The organism is Mucilaginibacter sp. 14171R-50 (assembly GCF_010093045.1).
Classification (GTDB): Bacteria; Bacteroidota; Bacteroidia; order Sphingobacteriales; family Sphingobacteriaceae; genus Mucilaginibacter.
In genome coordinates this window covers 3,212,342-3,229,480 of record NZ_CP048115.1, presented here as the reverse complement: position 1 = coordinate 3,229,480, position 17,139 = coordinate 3,212,342, and the positions used below count along the sequence as shown (strand labels likewise).

Sequence of the window (17,139 nt, the reverse complement as noted above, 5' to 3'; positions counted from 1 at the left end):
TTTACCAGGCTCGCACCTTTCATTCCAATTAACTTTTTTACGCTTAATAAGGTTTAGTACCGTAACCCCTGCTATGATATTATGAACCGCGAAAAGCTCCCTGTAATACTCGAAGTTTGTTCAAATTCTGTAACATCGGCCATTGCCGCGCAGCAAGGCGGTGCGGTGAGGGTTGAATTATGCGAAAACCTGGCCGAGGGAGGCACTACCCCATCGTACGGCCAGATACTATTGGCCCGCAAACACCTGCACATTAAACTTTACGTGCTGATACGCCCGCGGCGGGGCGATTTTCTGTACACCGACCTGGAGTATGAGGTGATGCAGGCCGATATACGCAATTGCATTGAAGCCGGTTGCGACGGTATTGTAATAGGTATACTCCGGGCAGACGGATCAGTAGATAAGGAACGCTGTACCGAACTGGTGCGCCTGGCCAGGCAATGGGGGCTTGGCGTCACTTTTCACCGCGCGTTTGATATGTGCGCCGATCAGTTTCAGGCACTTGAGGATATTATTGAAATGGGCTGCGAGCGAATCCTTACTTCGGGCGGTAAAAGCACCGCCATGGAAGGCGCTAACGTAATTGCCCACCTGATAGAAAAGGCCGCAGGCCGAATCGCTATTATGCCCGGCAGCGGCATAACCGAAAATAACGTAGCCGACCTGGTGCATTTTACCGGCGCTACCGAAGTGCACTCATCAGCCCGTGTAAATGTTAATGGTGGCATGGCTTATAAGAACGATCACATCTTATTAATGACCAATAGCATTGCCGATGAATATAGCCTTGATGTAACCAGCGCCGAGCGGGTAAAGGAGATATTGAAAAGGGCGAACGGGTAATTCGAAAAAGCGTCATTGCGAGGAGCGATAGCGACGTGGCAATCTTCGTTATAAATATCGCCGACTTTCTGTCGAAGATTGCCACACTACGTTCGCAATGACGGTGGGTACTTGTCTATCCTAAAATATCGCCACAGGCAACACCAGTTCTATCCGGTTACGGCCGGTGCCGCCAAAAATATCTTCATCCAACAAACGGCTGTAGCGTATCCCGAATGATATGGGTGCCTGGTTAAACCATTTGGTATCAAAAAATATCGCGGCGCCTGCCGAACGGAAATTGGAATTTAACGCCGACTTATCCGCATAAAAATCATCTTCCGCAGCGTGTGTCTGATCGTAAAATAAGTTACCGCGCAGGCGCATCACATAAAGCAGGTTGCCAAAGCCGGCATCGGGGTAAGCGATGGGGAAATGATAGCTTGCCGCGAACTTATTCATGTTGTTAAGACTTACCGCCGTGTAGCCGTGTGAGAAAGGAAAATCGTTTGAGAAGCTGATGCCGTTATTTTGCGGGCGATATTGGTATGCGCCGCTTATAACAAGGCTGTGATTGGCCGATAGCCCGGGAAAATAAAATGTGCCCGTGCTTAAAAACCGGCTGCCTTGCCTGCCCGAAACAGATTTTTTATAATTAAGGCTGATGCTTTGCGCAAAATGCGGGTTTATATGCTGCCGGGCCTGTTGCGTTTGGTTCCTGAAGCTCAGGGTATTGCTTATATAAGTATAATAACTATCTGCAAACAAACTGCGGTACGCCTGCTGAATGGTGGTACGGCCATAATAAAAAATACTGCTTGCCGATAATGACGTAAGCCTTTTACCAACCGATAAATTAAGCGGCACCTGCAAACCACCGTGTATAGCCGTTTCGTTAAAATAAACACTGTTGCCCTTATAAAATACGCGTCGGTCAAAAGTGTAGTCGGCCCCGGCTAAAATGTAGGGAAAAAGCGCGCCGTAGGCCGCCTCGTAACCTATCTCTTTATAACCTTCATCGCGGTTGTAGGTAAAAGTTAGCTGCGACTGCAATGTGTTCAATACGTTTTCGCCAACCAGTTGCAGCGAGTAATTGGGGTCATCCAACGATGGAAAAATGCTGTGGAAATTAAACAGGCGGTGTTGTTTACTGTAATTAGTTATCGGCAACGCAGCAGGCGTTACGCTTGCTGATATATTTGACGCGCTATCGTTACTCAGCGCGCTTATATTCATATCCGGCAAGGCCGAAGCCTGATCGCTATTTACAGGCGAGAGTTTCATATCAGCATGGTTATATTGCTGCAAACGATAGCCCGATGCGGTAAAACCTGTCCAGGCTATTTTGTTATTACCAATTGCAGGCTGGTACTGCCCTATCGCGCCGTTTTGCTCCGCTGTAGTTACCTCATTCAGTTGGTTGGAACCGATATCTAAAACAAACAGTTTATCGTTTAAACCGGATGTTTTGGTAAAGTAAACCTTATTGCCCTGCACCTGGGGGAATGCGATGGGTTGGAAACTAAAGGGCAGCAAGTACTTTGCTGCTCCGGAAGATATATCAATTAAAGCCAGGGACATTTCGCCCTTAAAATTACGAACGGCCGATACCAGCTTATCGTCGCCATAAAACTTAGGGTAGGTATAAAACAAGCCGGCAGTATTTGGCAGCGTTTTGATCAGCGTGCCGTCCGCGGTATTGAGCAGGTGCAGTTCGCTTTTGCCTGTTGATGCAACCTGTACGGCCACAATGGTTTTGCTATCGGCACTAAATGCAGGTGCAAAGTATTTGGTTTTGCGGGTAATGCGGCGCTCTGTACCGGTGTTTACATCAAGTACTGCCAGCTCGCTGTAATTACGGTACCCCCAGCGTACATCCGGCCGGTATGATGCGTAAACTACTTTTCCATCGCGATAGCTGAAATAATTATCGGTGGTAACACCCTGGGCAGCGACCGTCTTTTCCTCCTTTCCTGATTTAATAACAAACCGGGGAATATCATTATAGGTTGATCGCAGGTAGATAAGCGTATTGTCATTCACAAAAGCCGGGTACTCTTCATCGGCTATAAAGTGTTGGTATTTAGCATTGGGATCTTTAGTATCAGCCTTAAACACTTCCTTAAAGTGATCAAAGGCAGCGCTTCTAAAGTCTTTATAACCCACACCTGCATGCCTTTTTATAGCGCCCTGTAACGGGTAAAAACCTGTATTAAAAGCGGCGGCATCATATGTAACGCCCTTCCAAAACGCATTGCCATATTTTTCGCGCCCGTAAGCTACCATCATGTAGCCCAGGGGGTAATGGTTTGGTGTATAATCCACATACGAACCGTTGCGCAGCTTCATCCAGCTATAATCTTTCCCGGCAGCCCATAACGCACGGAAACTGTTAAAAAAATAGGGCAGTCTTCCCCTGCCCTGCCGGCTTACCAGTGTTTCGTTGTAAACCGCATCGCCCTCAAAAAACCAGTCGGGCACCGATAGCGTGTTACCCAGCGCCTGCCCGCCTTCACCAAATAATATGCGCAGCCCGCGCGACAGGCCCACATTAAAATTATTGTACTGCTGTACATGCCTGAATTCGTGAATGGCCAGTTGTTCGGGCCAGGGCAGGCTGCCTATTTCGAAGCTGTTTTGCCCTGCCGTTAAGTAAAACTCGCTGCGGAACGGCGCCAGCCCCACGTAGGCGTTTGATATAGTTGTCTGATTTTGCAGCACAATGCTAACCTGTTGTTGTTTAAAACCAATAGTTGGCTGTATAAGCGGGTTCATAGCAGCTATGGTTTGGGCTACCCGCAATGCAACAGAGTCCATCCCCCGCGAAAATATAACACGGGCAGCAGGCGTATTCACCTGTTTCCATTTAACGGATGGCGGGTTACCGCCAAACTGCTGTGCCTGTACAAAAGTGGCTGTAAAAAGTAAAATCGGCAGCAGCAGTCGTTTCATCAGGGATGAAAGTAATAAATCAAACAATCAAATCCGAAATCTAAAATCGTAAATCCGAAATCCACATGACACTCCTTGCCTTAAAACTAAGTACATTTGCGCTTTGTTACTATATACCATGGCTAAAGTTTCCATCAACCTGGCAACAGGTTCAATACAAAAAGAAGATATTATTGTAGGCATCGACCTGGGCACCACCAACTCGCTTGTTGCTTTTATAAATCCCGAAAAAGAACCTCGGGTGATCAACGATGCGGGCAAAGGTGTGCTGGTACCTTCAGTGGTGCATTTTGGCCAAACGGGCGATATCACCGTGGGTAACGATGCTAAAGAATATTTAATTACCGACCCGCAGAACACCGTATTTTCGGTAAAGCGTTTGCTTGGCCGCTCGTACGCGGATGTAGCCAACTACCAAAACTTTTTCTCGTACAAAATCATTGACGACGACAGCGAAAACCTGGTAAAAATTAAGGTTGGCGATAAATTTTACAACCCCATTGAACTGTCGGGCCTGATATTAAAAGAACTGAAAGAACGCGCCGAACATGTGTTGAAAACGCCCGTTAACCGTGCGGTGATAACCGTACCCGCGTATTTTAACGACTCGCAGCGCCAGGCAACCCGCGATGCAGGCAAATTGGCCGGATTGGATGTTTTACGTATTGTGAACGAGCCTACCGCAGCAAGCCTTGCCTACGGTATTGGCCTGAACCCCGAAGAAACCAAAACCATTGCCGTTTACGACTTGGGCGGCGGTACATTTGATGTTTCCGTTCTGCAGATACAAAACGGCATTTTCGAAGTATTATCTACCAACGGCGATACTTTTTTAGGAGGCGATGATTTTGACCGCGCCATTGCCGATTATTGGATAGATAAAAACAATATTGATAAGACTACCCTGGCTGATAACCGCGAACTTACCCAGCAGCTGCGGTTAAAGGCCGAAGAAGCTAAAAAGGCGCTGGCCCACCAAAGTCTTTTTAACGAGCAAATTGGCGATATATGGTGCACTATTGATCGCAATACCTTTGAAGAACTTATTCTTCCAAAAGTACAGCAAACCATAACCGCCTGCCAAAACGCGCTTAAAGACGCTAAACTGAGCACATCCGATATTGATGAGGTAGTGATGGTTGGCGGCAGTACCCGCACAGCCCTGGTTAAAAAGATGGTGTCGGAGTTTTTTGGCCGCCCGGTGCATGACGATCTAAACCCCGATGAAGTGGTTGCCCTTGGCGCGGCTATTCAGGCCGATGTGCTGGCCGGTAACCGCAGCGACATCTTACTGCTTGATGTTACCCCGCTATCTTTGGGTATTGAAACCATGGGCGGTTTAATGGACACCATTATTCCCCGAAACTCTAAGATCCCTACCAAGGCGGGCAGGCAATACACTACCAGCAAAGACGGCCAGGTGAACATGAAGATAGCCGTTTACCAGGGTGAGCGCGACCTGATCAGCGAGAACCGAAAACTGGCCGAGTTTGAACTGAAAGGCATACCTGCCATGCCGGCCGGCTTCCCTAAGGTTGATATTAACTTTATACTGAATGCAGATGGTATTTTAAAGATACAGGCCATTGAATTGCGCAGCGGCGTTAAGCAGGAAGTGGAGGTAAAACCCGCCTACGGCATTACCGACGACCTGGTTGAGCAAATGCTGATGGACAGCATTACCCACGCTAAAGATGATGTAAGCGCGCGCATGCTGATTGAAGCGAAAACCGAGGCCGAACAAATGGTTTACACGGTTGAAGGTTTCTTAAAAAAGAACGGTCAATTGTTAAATGCTGATGAGGTAACCGAAACCAATATCCGGTTAGAGGCCCTTAAAGCCGCGCTAAGCACAGGCGATAAAGACCTTATCCACTCCAAGATAGATGAGCTGAACGACTTTACCCGCCCCTTTGCCGAAAGGGTAATGGACGTAGCCATAGCTACCGCGATGAAAGGGAAGAGTATAGAATAGCTTCTGACCGTCATTGCGAGGTACGAAGCAATCTCAAGACTTTGCATCGCCGCTTAGCATGAAGAGATTGCTTCGTACCTCGCAATGACATATTTTTTATATTTGGCTTATGCCATCCACGCCCTACCACCAGCTTAAACAATACATCAACAACAATATGCGGGTTGATGAACAGCAGGCAGAAGCGTTTTGCAAAAAATTCAGGCATAAAACGGTTAAACGTAACGAAGTACTGCTGCGCGTTGATGAGGTTTGCCCTTACATCTACTTTGTAAACTCGGGCTGCCTGCGGGTGTATATGCTGGATGTAAATGGCAAAGAATCTACCCGTTTCCTGATTACCGAGGGCCGGTTCGGCACAGCGTTCCCCAGTTTTAATTTACAGGAACCGTCGTTAGCTGCTATACAAAGCATAGAGGCCGGCGAAATACTTTATATTTGTCACCACGACTTTAACGACCTGCTGGCTAATTTTCCCGGATGGGAACACACCTACCGGATAGGTTTAGAAAAAGATTACATCGCTTCCATCAAGCGTATCGAAAGTTTGATCACCATGGATGCCAGGCAGCGTTACCAACTGCTAATGGAAACCAGCCCCGCCCTGATACAAAGGCTGCCGTCGAAGATCATTGCCGACTACCTGGGCATATCGCAGGAAACCCTTAGCCGCCTTAAATCAAAAAAATAAATTATTGACATTTGTCAATACCCGGCAATTTGTAAATACCTTGTTTTGTGTATTAATTTATACTCATGAAACTAAAACACCTTATACTGATATCACTGTTTTTACCGGCCTATGCCCTGGCACAAACCGCTATTGGTGAGCAAACCTATAGATATAACGATACGGCACGCAAACGCCCGTTAGTTACCGAAGTATGGTATCCTACAGCTGACCGCAAAACACCGGCACTTAAAGAGAATTTCCCCTTTATAGTTGAACCCACCATACGTAATGCCAAACTCCCGGCAGAAAAGCATCCGCTCATCATGATATCACACGGCACCGGCGGGGGGCGCTTAACCATGGAGTGGCTTGCCGACGCGCTTGTAAAACAAGGCTTTATTGTAGCAGCGGTTGACCATTGGGGTAACACTTACGATAACAAAATAGCCATTGATTTTTTAACACCCTGGCAGCGCGCCCAGGATATCAGCTTTGTGTTAACGCAATTATTGAATGATGCCGCTCTGGATAAAGTAATAGACAGGCAGCGCATTGGCGCGGCGGGCTTTTCTATCGGCGGCTTTACGGTAATTGCTTTGGCTGGAGCCAAGGTGAGCTTAGATGCCATGGATGCCTTCAACAAAACACCGCAGGGTATCAAGGAAATAACCATCCCCGAATTTCCGGACCTGATCAATAAGGTGGATGAAAAAGAACTGGCGGCTTTGTTTGCAAAAAGCCCGCCCTTAAAAGATAAGCGCATTAAAGCCGTATTGGCCATGAGCCCGGCCGTGGGCCAGGGGTTTGTAAGCCCGGTGCAGTTTAAAGAGGTAGATATACCAATGTATATTATCAGCGCGCAAAGCGATAGCATTGCACCCGTTAAAACCAACGCGGCCCATTACCATCGGCTTATGCCAAAGTCAAAACTTTATGTTGTGCGGGGCAAAGCAGGGCATTACGTATTTCTTAATGAAGCAATACCTGAAGTGAAAAAAACAGGCGGTATCATTTTTAATGATGACCCTGCTGTAAGCAGGTCGGCCGTTCATGAACTGGTTGGTAATATGGCGGCGAAGTTTTTTAAGGAGAGTTTGAAGTGGCAATTATAATTCCCTCCCTCGGGAGGGCAGGGAGGGGTTATTCGCATGCAAGGTATCAAACCCCTCCCTGCCAGCGCACATCCTGTCCCGCCCCTCCCCAAGGAGGGAACTTAAAAAAAAAAGCCCCTATTCGGGGCTTTTCGCGGTTTAGCATTCGCCTTACAATTTGCTTATTTCTTCCTGCTCTTTCAAACCGGAGATATTATTTTTGCTGTTGAACTCGCTGGTTTGCGATGCAAAGTCCTCAAGGATGCTTGCAATCGTATCCAGGTTATCGCTAACGCGCTGGTGCATATCCGGCAGATCCTTTTCCAGGCGTTTGTTGCCCAGGTCAATATTATCTACCTCTATCTTTGTTAGCTTTTGCACTATAGCCTGCTGACTGTTCTTTAAATCTTCTAATTCATGGACGATTTTTTCCATCAATTCAAATTTCCTTATCTTATCCATAGTATCTGGTTTATATACAGGTACAACCGTTAAAGTGCCAATTTGTTTAATATTTGGATATATGATTTATAACTAATAATTTAGTTATATGAAATCCATCGTTACATCTGCCCTTTTTTGCCTTTATTGCGTTGTAAGTTTTGCACAGTCGAAAGTAGACGACGCCCTGTTATTAGACTACTACCAAAATCAGCGTTTTGCCGAAGCTGCCGACTACCTTAAAAGCTCCTACCCCGAACCTGTAACAGATATAAAAGCTTTGGGTCAGCTGGCTTATACCAATAGCATGGCCGGCAGACTGGCTTTTGCCGAAGATTATTACCAGCGTATTTACAATATCGATTCGACTAACACTAAGGTATTGATCAGCCTTGGGGGGCTTAATATGCGCAGGGGCAATATTACAAAGGCCGAAGGTTATTATAAAAAGATAACAGCTCGTGATACCACCAACTTTATGGTGTACAAGCAGCTTGCAAGCATCAGTCGCGACAAAAATGATCTCACATCCTATATTGTTTACCTGCAAAAGGCCAACTTGCTAAACCCGGCCGAACCGGATGTTGCAGCCGACCTGAGCGATATTTACGTGAACATGAAACTCAACACGCAGGCCGAAAAGGTATTAAACCGGGCTATTGCCAACGATAAAGAAAATATTGTTTTGTTGAACAGCCTGATGAAGTTACAATATGCCCAAAAGAAATGGCCCGAAACCATCAGCACCTGCCTTAAACTGGTAAATGCGGGCAGTCAATCCGGATTGGTATTAACTAAACTGGGGATTGCCTATTATAACATTAAAAGTTACGAATGCAGCTTAGCTGCCTTTATGGATATTGATGAACAGGGCCGTAGCGAAACCAGTTATTACTATACCGCGCTTGCCTACAAAGCGCTTAAAGATCAACGGATGGCTATAGTTTACCTGGATAAAGCCATTACCGAAGGTATATCGCCAAACACTGCAGCCTATTACGGCGAAATGGCCGATAGCAACGAAAAACTGCGCCATTATAAAAATGCGCTGACTGCCTACCAAAAAAGCCTTCAGTTTAATGAAACGCCGATGGTATATTACTCGCTTGCAAACGTTTACGACACCAACCTGAAAGATAAAAGAAGCGCTGTTAAATACTACAAAAAGTACCTGGCAAGTAAGCCACCGGTTGATAAGCAGAAGAGCTTCATTGCGTATTCGAAAAGCCGGGTGGCGGTGCTGAGTAAATAATATATAAGACCCTCACGCATCATTTCGGACGAGCGATAACGAAGGGAAATCTTATTCGAAATGCAATGTCAACGACCTGTAATTTGACAAGATTTCTCACTATAGTTCCAAATGACTGGGTTATTGTAAGATGTCATGGTGAGCCTGTCGAACCATTATTAGCGCGTACGGGTCTTCGACAAGCTCAGACTGACAGTTGAATTACCTGTTCATCAATCTTGCAACATACTTACCAATAATATCAAACTCCAGGTTTACTACGCTGCCCTCGCGCACATTGTGCAGGTTGGTATGCTCGTAAGTATATGGTATTATAGCGACAGAGAAATGATCCGGACCGGAGTTTACAACTGTAAGACTGATACCATTAACACATATCGAACCCTTTTCTACGGTCACATTTCCTGCCGAGGGATCATATCTGAAAGTGTACTCCCAGCTGCCATCCAACGCTGTAAACCTTGTACAAGTAGCAGTTTGGTCAACATGCCCCTGAACAATATGGCCATCCAGTCTGGCGTTCATTTGCATACAGCGTTCCAGGTTAATGGGTTCGCCTACCTTAAGCTGGCCCAGGTTGGTTTTATTAAGGGTCTCATCAATCGCAGTAACGGTGTGCATGCCATCGCCAAGGGCAATAACCGTTAAGCAAACACCATTGTGCGCTACCGACTGATCTATTTTAAGCTCGTGGGCTATGGCCGATGCTACCGTAATGTGCAAGTTACCCTGTTCGCGGCGCAAGTCGGTCACTTTACCTAACGTTTCAATAATTCCTGTAAACATACGGCAAAAGTACAGATTTTTAAGCTTGCCATGCGTTACAGAAACATCATAAAAAAAGCGGTTAACCTTCGTTAACCGCTTTTGTGTAAGGTAGAACTAAATGCTATAAAATTTCAACATCATAAGTTTTGCCGCCAAAGGTTACTTTAGCTTTGTGGCCGCCCAAAAACTGGATAGTACCCGAGTAACTGAAATCTTTACCTGCGTTGGTGCCGTTTGAAACGAAAGTTGCGGTACCGGCAGTAATATCAAAAGGCTGTGTGGTAGAGTCTACTACCAATCCGGTTAAAGTGTAAGAGTTATTCTGCACCATATACTCGCCATCTTTTTTGGTTACTGTTTTATAAACTGAAACCTGGTTACCGTCAACCTGCATCCTTGCATATTCGGGTGCTAAGGCTTTCAGCGTATAAAATTCTTTTACGGTTATATCGTAGGTACTGAAAGGGTTAAAGCCGGTATTAACATAGCTGCCGCTGTAAGTGTAGCCATTAGGATTGTTGTTTGCATCGCAGCTGATCACATACTTATTTGTTCCGTTCATTACATCTTTAACCGAATCCCCTTTGGTGTAAATATTATTGTAAGGCTGCTCTATATATTCACCACAGGTAAGGTCGTTAACCTTTTTGCCATTACGCACACTGTTTATAACAGGCAGGCCTGTAAGGGCGTTTTTGCTGGCAATGGTACTACCAAACGAATGATATAAGCTTACAGCTATAGTTTTAGCGATTGCAGCGCTATCGTCTTTTGTTGATTTAGATGAATTATCTTTTTGGCAGGATGAGTACGACAATACAGCTGTGGCTAATAAAGCTACTACAGCTATTGGTTTAAATTTCATTATCATAACAAATAGTAATAAAGTTACTTATATATCCCAAAAGTACTTCATTTATAATCATTTACACAAAAAATTTTCACTTTACTGAAACAAAATTTCAATTTAAGAAATGCGAAAAAATTGCCGTTATGTTTGCCCTTTGATTAAATATAAAAGGTTTAATTAACCATTAATACACAAAAAATGTAATAAAGGCTTATCGCCTGATTTGAGCGTTATCTGTAAAAACGCATCATGTTTATCCGAAGGAAACTTGGCGGCGTTATATACATTCGATGGCAACGCTGTTTGAAGCCGCATTGTATGGCTGGTTCAACTGTCGCTTTCCAGGCGGGAGATCACTGCATCGCCCAGCGGTTATAATAAGCAAATAGCTTTTTTACACTTGCCAAATAGCTGTTACCTGCATTTTCCATCAGTTTTAACTATTTAAAACAAGTATTCAGATCAACCCTTTTGTTGCGCAGGTCCTTGCCTCCTTCTATAACAGATTTTAAATTGGCCAGGTAGAAAGTCCACCCTATCTGGCATTGCACCAGTAAATTTTTTTCCGGGTCGCTCTCCTGCGGTATATCTGTTTGTTCAAGTTCGATGATGGTTAACCCGTTACGGGTTGAAAAAGACACGCTTACGGTAGTACCGCCCGTAAAGGTGAACCTCAGTAAGTCGTGGCCGTTTGCTTCAAGTATCCTCCCTTTTTCAAACACATTGTTGTGGTGTCCGTGCCAGTACCATACATAGGTATCCTCCTTGGCTATTTGCTCGTCATTCGCACGCAGCCGCTGCGGTACGGTATAAAAGTCGGCTTTGCGCAGAAACCATTTTTCGAGCCCGCCGGGGGTTGTCCAGGCTAGGTAAAGGCTGCGCATATCAGCGTTATAATCGCCGCATAATTTAAATTTTTTCCAGCGGGTATCTTCCATAGCTACCAGGTTAATAGAAATGTGTGCATATAAAATTAACCATAATACTTTGTGTTTTGTAATTTGCCACCAAAACAATTTATGCCAAAACAAAGCGCGGGAATATTGCTGTACAGGCGGGCGAATGGTTTACTGCAGGTTTTCCTGGTACACCCCGGCGGCCCGTTCTTCCGTAATAAGGATAACGGCTCGTGGTCGGTACCCAAAGGTGAGTATGTTGACGGAGAAGAACCGCTTACCGCTGCCAAACGGGAATTTGAAGAAGAGACCGGGCAAACCCTCACCGGAAATTTTATAAAGCTAAAGCCTGTAAAGCAAAAAAGCGGCAAAACTGTACATGCCTGGGCTGTTGAGGGCGATATTGATCACGAAAAGATTATAAGCAATGTTTTCGAAATAGAATGGCCGCCCCGCTCCGGCAAAAAAGCTACCTTCCCCGAAGTTGACCGTGCCGGATGGTTTACTATTGACGAAGCCCGGTTAAAGATAATACCAGCGCAGGTTGGTTTGATAGAGGAATTGGAAGGGATTGTATGAACCGATATTACCGCAGTGCCAAGCAACCTCTTTTTGTTCTTCGTTAGGAACGGGCTTGTGTCGTATGACCGTCAGTGGATGTACTTTTTCTTTTCTCTCAACAGAAAAAGTACCAAAAAGAAAAATCGCGGCTGCGCCCTGTTCTGTGAATGTGTGTGCCGAGACAATGTCTGTGCTACCCGAACAGGCCAATGCCGCAGTTGGCGGTTACGTTCCGTTCATCAGGCACGAAATAAAAGTTAAGAGCGCAGGCGTTCATAAAAGCGCAACCTTAAGTATGAGATACTGAAACAAGTTCAGCGGCGAATATATTTGATAACTGTCCTAAAGAGATTGCTTCGTACCTCGCAATGACGTGTAAGGTAAGTCGGGCTTTTCCTTACTTTTGTCCTTTACTTATGAGTATCTTCCTATCTCCTGTTCCTCACCCAATTACTTTCTTCCACTCCCGCAGTTTCGGTGAAGGCTATTTTTTTGGCGCTTAATAACTTTTCCATTATCAATGCAGCTATAAGGGCTTCGGTTTCGTTACCTGTTTGCAGCGATTCGGGGGTGAAATATTTTTTCACAAAATGAGTATCAAAATTACCTGATGTGAACGCCTCATGCTGCATTACAAATTTGCCAAAAGACAGCGTGGTCGTAATGCCGGTGATCATATACTCGTCGATAGCGCGGATCATTCGCTCAATGGCTTCAGTACGGTCTTTACCATAGGTTATCAGTTTGGCTATCATGGGGTCGTAATAGATAGGTATCTCCATGCCCTGCTCAAAACCATCGTCAACCCTAACGCCGGGGCCTTTTGGGGTAACATAGGTTTGTAAGGTGCCTATATCAGGTAAAAAATTATTATCGGGGTCTTCGGCGTAAACACGCAGTTCCATAGCGTGTCCCTGTATCTCCAGATCTGTTTGTTTAAAACTGATGGCTTCGCCGCGGGCAATACGGATCTGTTCTTTTACCAGGTCTATGCCGGTTATCAGTTCGGTTACGGGGTGCTCTACCTGCAGCCGGGTGTTCATCTCCAGGAAAAAGAAGTTAAGCTTTTCGTCCATGATAAACTCCACGGTACCCGCGCCGGTATAAGCAACCGAGCGTGCTACATCTACGGCGCATTTGCCCATCGCTTCGCGAATTTGGGGTGTAAGTACAGACGATGGCGCTTCCTCCACCACCTTCTGGTGGCGGCGCTGTACCGAGCAATCACGCTCGAACAAGTGCACGATATTGCCATGTGTATCGCCTAACACCTGTATCTCAATATGGCGCGGCGACGAAACATAGCGCTCTATAAATACCGAGCCATCGCCAAAGGCCGATATAGCTTCGGATACAGCCAGGCTCATTTGTTCTTCAAAATCTCCGGGCGCGTCTACTATGCGCATACCTTTACCGCCACCGCCGGCAGCGGCTTTTATAAGTATTGGGAAACCCACTTCAATGGCGCGCAGCTTAGCCTCGGCAACATCGGTAATGGATTCTTCGGTGCCGGGCACCATAGGTATGTTGTATTTTAAAGCGGCCGCTTTTGCAGATAGCTTGTTGCCCATCACTTCCATAGCCTCAGGCGATGGGCCTATAAGGATCAGCCCAGCCTCGCGCACCTGACGGGCAAACGCGGCATTTTCGCTCAAAAACCCGTAACCGGGATGGATACCCTCTGCACCTGTTTGTTTACAGGCGGCAATTATTTTATCTCCTACAAGGTATGATTGACTTGACGGCGCTTCGCCAATGAACACGGCTTCGTCAGCATAACGTACATGAAGCGCGTTACGGTCGGCTTCAGAATAAACAGCTACAGTTTTTATGCCCATTTCACGGGCCGAGCGCATTACACGTAAAGCTATCTCGCCCCGGTTTGCTACCAATATTTTTTGCATAGGTAACAAATGTAATTATTCTATCGAAAGGCTGAAATATCGGCGCGGGGTATTAACGTTTTTCTTTTTTGCCGCTGCTTTTTCTGATGACAAGAAATAATGCAAGCACCACAAATATGGCGATGCCTACAAATGCGAATGGTAATAACATAGTATTTAGTTTAATTTATTAACTAAACATTAATAAACGCTATGGGTTTTCAAAAATTTGGATTAGGATTGCTCACCCGCAACAATATGCTCCTTTTCAATCTTCTTTTGCAGTTCTAAGATCGAGCCTATCAAAGCCTCGGGGCGGGGCGGGCAGCCCTGCACATACACATCAACCGGGATAACCCTGTCTACTCCTTTTACCACATGGTAGCCGTGCTGCCAGTACGGGCCGCCGCAGTTGCTGCACGATCCCATCGAGATAACGTATTTGGGGTCGGGCATTTGCTCGTACAGGCGTTTAATGCGCTCGGCCATTTTAAAGGTAACCGTGCCGGCGATGATGATCACATCGGCCTGACGTGCAGAGGGCCGCGGAAAAACGCCAAACCTGTCCAGATCGTACGTCGACGCCATAGCGCCCATCATTTCTATCGCGCAGCAGGCAATACCAAAGCTTAATGGCCATAACGATGACAGCCTTGCCCAGTTAAGCAGGTCATCCATCTTGGTGACAACAATGCCACCGCTTTCGTTGGTCAGGTCAGGCGTCATTAGCTGGTTTTTTAAATGCTGGTTTAAACATGGGCTTGCGTGGTTCGGTTGCAGGGGCTGTAATGCCTGGAGATGTTGGGGTTGCCGCGATGGCGGGCTCAGCTACTTCCAAACTAAATTGCTTTACCTTAAAGTTGCCCTGTTTAGCGTTCAGGTCGTCATATAACGATCGCGGGATGCGCGCGTCTGTTTGCGGCAGTGTAACGTTCGGCTTTATCCAGTTGAGGTCGCCTTTGCGCCATACATAGGCCAGGCCCAGTATCAGTATCCCTAAAAAGATAAACATTTCCGTAAGCGCGATCCACCCCCAGCGTGCATCTGTGGCTATAATTTCGCGGTTACCGAAAACCGTTGCCCACGGAAAAACAAACACCATCTCTACATCAAACAACAAAAATACAAGGGCTATAACATAAAAGCGCGAATTGAACGGCAGCCAGGCGCTGCCTGTAGGCTCTTCGCCGCATTCGTAGGTGGTAAGCTTTTCGGGGGTTGGGTTGCGGGGCGATAAAAGGCGGTTGGTAAAAAATAATCCGCCTATTGCCACAATGCCCGTAATTAAAAAGATAAGTATCTTTCCAAATTCTGATATTTGCGCCACACCATCCATGACAGCAAATTTAACAAAACAATCAAACTTTGACGCTATAATTATTGGCGGCGGCGCCTGCGGATTAATGTGCGCGGTACAAGCCGGCTTTTTGGGCAAGCGAACTTTGGTATTGGAGAAGAACGATAAGGTTGGCGCCAAGATACTGATCAGCGGCGGCGGCAGGTGCAACTATACCAACCTGTACACCACTCATAAACAATTCATTTCGCAGAACGAGCACTTTAGCCGCTCGGCCCTGGCGCAATGGACGGTGGAGGATACCATCAGTTTTTTTGAAACCTATGGGATTGAAGGCAAGGAAAAAACCCTGGGCCAGCTGTTCCCGGTAACAGATAGGGCTAAAGATGTAGTAAATGCGTTTACAAGCCTTTGCGCCGATCTTGAACAGGAAATTTGGTGCGATACAGAGGTTATAAATATTGAAAAGGCTGAAAATGGTTTCAATATCGCCATTAACAAAAATGGTAAACAGCAACTATTGTTCTCGCCCAAAGTGGTTGTAGCCAGCGGCGGGTTGCCTATACCTAAAATGGGCGCTACCGATTTTGGCCTGCGAATAGCGCGCAAGTTTGATATTAGGGTTACCGATACCTCTCCGGCCCTGGTGCCGCTTACCATTACGGGTAAAGACCAGCCCTGGTATGAACAATTATCGGGTAACAGTATTTTTTGCCGGGTTTGGAACGACAGGGCAAGCTTTGAAGAAAATATCCTGTTTACCCACTGGGGATTAAGCGGACCGGCCATCCTTCAGATCTCATCGTACTGGAAACCCGGCGAACACATCTATATCGACCTGCTGCCCGGCAAGAATATTACTGAACTGATACTACAGGAACGCGAGCAAAATGGCAAAAAGATGCTGCTGGCTTATTTGTCTAATTTGTTTACCCGCAAATTTGCCGAGGCTTTGATGGACCATATCCCTGCCGATAAAAACCTGGCCTCGTTAACAAAAACAGAACTGGAAGACCTTAGTGCGCTGCTGCACCAGTTTAAGGTGAAACCTGCCGGTACCAAGGGTTATGATAAGGCCGAAGTAATGACAGGCGGCGTAGATACCAACGAACTATCATCTAAAACCCTTGAAAGTAAAAAGGTGCCCGGCATGTTCTTTGGCGGCGAATGTGTGGATGTTACCGGCTGGCTGGGCGGCTATAATTTTCAATGGGCATGGGCAAGCGGCTTTGTGATAGCGCAGAATTTGTAGTTTTAACTGCAAAGGGTGCAAAGGAAAAGCACAGAGGACACAAAGAACTTGCAATCATAGTTGTTCCCGTCTTCCCGCACAGGTACCCTTCACAGGGCTCGTGCGTGTATGTTGCTCTTAAGTGCTTAAATGAACGTTAGCCCGCTCATTCGCCGCGGAGGGCTATAACTTTGTCTTGATACAAAGTACTCAAAAATCAAGACAAAAAAATCCTTCGCCACACAGGCCGTACCCATCGGCCCCGGTTTTTTGTCGGTCCATCGCTCCTCAATACTGGCCTCGCACGTCGCCGTCCTAATGCGGCCTTAGCGCATTGCGGATGGCACAGGCCCTGCCTTATCACATCCTTTAAAAGCAAGGCGGTACAGCCGCGTGTTTTTTCTTTGGTTCGTTTCTTTTTTGCGACACAAAAGAAATGAACAT

General features: G+C 46.2%; 15 protein-coding genes. 7 read left to right on the top strand and 8 right to left on the bottom strand.

The annotated features are described in order from the left end of the window. Positions 1 to 81 precede the first annotated feature (81 nt). Entirely contained in the window at positions 82 to 846 is a 765-nt protein-coding gene (locus tag GWR56_RS14820; protein WP_162432004.1) for a copper homeostasis protein CutC, read from the top strand. Between the two features lie 120 nt (positions 847 to 966). Here GWR56_RS14820 and GWR56_RS14815 read toward each other — a convergent pair whose 3' ends face one another. After that, positions 967 to 3,777: a hypothetical protein gene (locus tag GWR56_RS14815; protein WP_162432003.1), complete on the bottom strand. Its 2,811-nt coding sequence runs from the start codon at positions 3,775 to 3,777 to the stop codon at positions 967 to 969. Positions 3,778 to 3,895: 118 nt separating this feature from the next. Here GWR56_RS14815 and hscA point away from each other — a divergent pair, with 118 nt between their 5' ends. The 3 genes from hscA to GWR56_RS14800 all read left to right on the top strand — a co-directional run bounded on the left by hscA (position 3,896) and on the right by GWR56_RS14800 (position 7,537). Next, entirely contained in the window at positions 3,896 to 5,752 is a 1,857-nt protein-coding gene (gene hscA, locus GWR56_RS14810; protein WP_162432002.1) for a Fe-S protein assembly chaperone HscA, read from the top strand. 109 nt (positions 5,753 to 5,861) lie between these two features. Continuing rightward, complete coding sequence (locus GWR56_RS14805; protein ID WP_162432001.1) at positions 5,862 to 6,443, top strand: Crp/Fnr family transcriptional regulator; 582 nt, start codon at positions 5,862 to 5,864, stop codon at positions 6,441 to 6,443. Positions 6,444 to 6,508: 65 nt separating this feature from the next. Continuing rightward, positions 6,509 to 7,537 carry a dienelactone hydrolase gene (locus tag GWR56_RS14800; RefSeq protein WP_162432000.1) on the top strand — a complete coding sequence of 343 codons (1,029 nt, stop codon included), beginning with the start codon at positions 6,509 to 6,511 and terminating at the stop codon, positions 7,535 to 7,537. A gap of 150 nt (positions 7,538 to 7,687) precedes the next feature. Here GWR56_RS14800 and GWR56_RS14795 read toward each other — a convergent pair whose 3' ends face one another. After that, the gene (locus GWR56_RS14795; protein ID WP_162431999.1) at positions 7,688 to 7,978 is read right to left on the bottom strand and encodes a hypothetical protein; all 291 of its coding nucleotides are present in this window, start codon (positions 7,976 to 7,978) and stop codon (positions 7,688 to 7,690) included. Positions 7,979 to 8,066: 88 nt separating this feature from the next. On the opposite strand from GWR56_RS14795, the gene GWR56_RS14790 reads away from it, so the two are divergent. Next, positions 8,067 to 9,209 carry a hypothetical protein gene (locus GWR56_RS14790; RefSeq protein WP_162431998.1) on the top strand — a complete coding sequence of 381 codons (1,143 nt, stop codon included), beginning with the start codon at positions 8,067 to 8,069 and terminating at the stop codon, positions 9,207 to 9,209. 201 nt (positions 9,210 to 9,410) lie between these two features. Here GWR56_RS14790 and GWR56_RS14785 read toward each other — a convergent pair whose 3' ends face one another. The 3 genes from GWR56_RS14785 to GWR56_RS14775 all read right to left on the bottom strand — a co-directional run bounded on the left by GWR56_RS14785 (position 9,411) and on the right by GWR56_RS14775 (position 11,765). Next, positions 9,411 to 9,995 carry a riboflavin synthase gene (locus GWR56_RS14785; protein ID WP_162431997.1) on the bottom strand — a complete coding sequence of 195 codons (585 nt, stop codon included), beginning with the start codon at positions 9,993 to 9,995 and terminating at the stop codon, positions 9,411 to 9,413. A 103-nt stretch (positions 9,996 to 10,098) separates the two neighbouring features. Further along, positions 10,099 to 10,842, bottom strand: coding sequence for a hypothetical protein (locus GWR56_RS14780; protein ID WP_162431996.1), 744 nt, complete (start codon positions 10,840 to 10,842; stop codon positions 10,099 to 10,101). A 425-nt stretch (positions 10,843 to 11,267) separates the two neighbouring features. Next, the gene (locus tag GWR56_RS14775; protein ID WP_162431995.1) at positions 11,268 to 11,765 is read right to left on the bottom strand and encodes an SRPBCC domain-containing protein; all 498 of its coding nucleotides are present in this window, start codon (positions 11,763 to 11,765) and stop codon (positions 11,268 to 11,270) included. Between the two features lie 81 nt (positions 11,766 to 11,846). Here GWR56_RS14775 and GWR56_RS14770 point away from each other — a divergent pair, with 81 nt between their 5' ends. Further along, complete coding sequence (locus tag GWR56_RS14770; RefSeq protein WP_162431994.1) at positions 11,847 to 12,302, top strand: NUDIX domain-containing protein; 456 nt, start codon at positions 11,847 to 11,849, stop codon at positions 12,300 to 12,302. A gap of 410 nt (positions 12,303 to 12,712) precedes the next feature. Here GWR56_RS14770 and accC read toward each other — a convergent pair whose 3' ends face one another. The 3 genes from accC to GWR56_RS14755 all read right to left on the bottom strand — a co-directional run bounded on the left by accC (position 12,713) and on the right by GWR56_RS14755 (position 15,503). Continuing rightward, entirely contained in the window at positions 12,713 to 14,188 is a 1,476-nt protein-coding gene (accC, locus tag GWR56_RS14765) for an acetyl-CoA carboxylase biotin carboxylase subunit (RefSeq protein WP_162431993.1), read from the bottom strand. Positions 14,189 to 14,401: 213 nt separating this feature from the next. Beyond that, a complete protein-coding gene (locus GWR56_RS14760; protein ID WP_162431992.1) occupies positions 14,402 to 14,893 on the bottom strand; it encodes an NADH-quinone oxidoreductase subunit B in 492 nt (163 codons plus the stop codon). Then, entirely contained in the window at positions 14,883 to 15,503 is a 621-nt protein-coding gene (locus GWR56_RS14755; protein WP_162431991.1) for an NADH-quinone oxidoreductase subunit A, read from the bottom strand. The genes GWR56_RS14760 and GWR56_RS14755 overlap by 11 nt, the downstream gene beginning before the upstream one ends. Between GWR56_RS14755 and GWR56_RS14750 the strand changes: the two genes are divergently transcribed. After that, on the top strand, positions 15,502 to 16,716 hold the full coding sequence (locus GWR56_RS14750; protein WP_162431990.1) for an NAD(P)/FAD-dependent oxidoreductase: 1,215 nt from the start codon (positions 15,502 to 15,504) through the stop codon (positions 16,714 to 16,716). The genes GWR56_RS14755 and GWR56_RS14750 overlap by 2 nt on opposite strands. Positions 16,717 to 17,139: the final 423 nt, after the last annotated feature.

Bases quoted from the DNA above. Each gene is read 5' to 3' on its own strand.
- GWR56_RS14815 (WP_162432003.1), bottom strand. From the start codon at position 3,777: ATGAAACGACTGCTGCTGCCGATTTTACTTTTTACAGCCACTTTTGTA.
- accC (WP_162431993.1), bottom strand. From the start codon at position 14,188: ATGCAAAAAATATTGGTAGCAAACCGGGGCGAGATAGCTTTACGTGTA.
- hscA (WP_162432002.1), top strand. From the start codon at position 3,896: ATGGCTAAAGTTTCCATCAACCTGGCAACAGGTTCAATACAAAAAGAA.
- GWR56_RS14760 (WP_162431992.1), bottom strand. From the start codon at position 14,893: ATGACGCCTGACCTGACCAACGAAAGCGGTGGCATTGTTGTCACCAAG.
- GWR56_RS14820 (WP_162432004.1), top strand. From the start codon at position 82: ATGAACCGCGAAAAGCTCCCTGTAATACTCGAAGTTTGTTCAAATTCT.
- GWR56_RS14755 (WP_162431991.1), bottom strand. From the start codon at position 15,503: ATGGATGGTGTGGCGCAAATATCAGAATTTGGAAAGATACTTATCTTT.
- GWR56_RS14780 (WP_162431996.1), bottom strand. From the start codon at position 10,842: ATGAAATTTAAACCAATAGCTGTAGTAGCTTTATTAGCCACAGCTGTA.
- GWR56_RS14750 (WP_162431990.1), top strand. From the start codon at position 15,502: ATGACAGCAAATTTAACAAAACAATCAAACTTTGACGCTATAATTATT.
- GWR56_RS14785 (WP_162431997.1), bottom strand. From the start codon at position 9,995: ATGTTTACAGGAATTATTGAAACGTTAGGTAAAGTGACCGACTTGCGC.
- GWR56_RS14775 (WP_162431995.1), bottom strand. From the start codon at position 11,765: ATGGAAGATACCCGCTGGAAAAAATTTAAATTATGCGGCGATTATAAC.
- GWR56_RS14770 (WP_162431994.1), top strand. From the start codon at position 11,847: ATGCCAAAACAAAGCGCGGGAATATTGCTGTACAGGCGGGCGAATGGT.
- GWR56_RS14800 (WP_162432000.1), top strand. From the start codon at position 6,509: ATGAAACTAAAACACCTTATACTGATATCACTGTTTTTACCGGCCTAT.
- GWR56_RS14805 (WP_162432001.1), top strand. From the start codon at position 5,862: ATGCCATCCACGCCCTACCACCAGCTTAAACAATACATCAACAACAAT.
- GWR56_RS14795 (WP_162431999.1), bottom strand. From the start codon at position 7,978: ATGGATAAGATAAGGAAATTTGAATTGATGGAAAAAATCGTCCATGAA.
- GWR56_RS14790 (WP_162431998.1), top strand. From the start codon at position 8,067: ATGAAATCCATCGTTACATCTGCCCTTTTTTGCCTTTATTGCGTTGTA.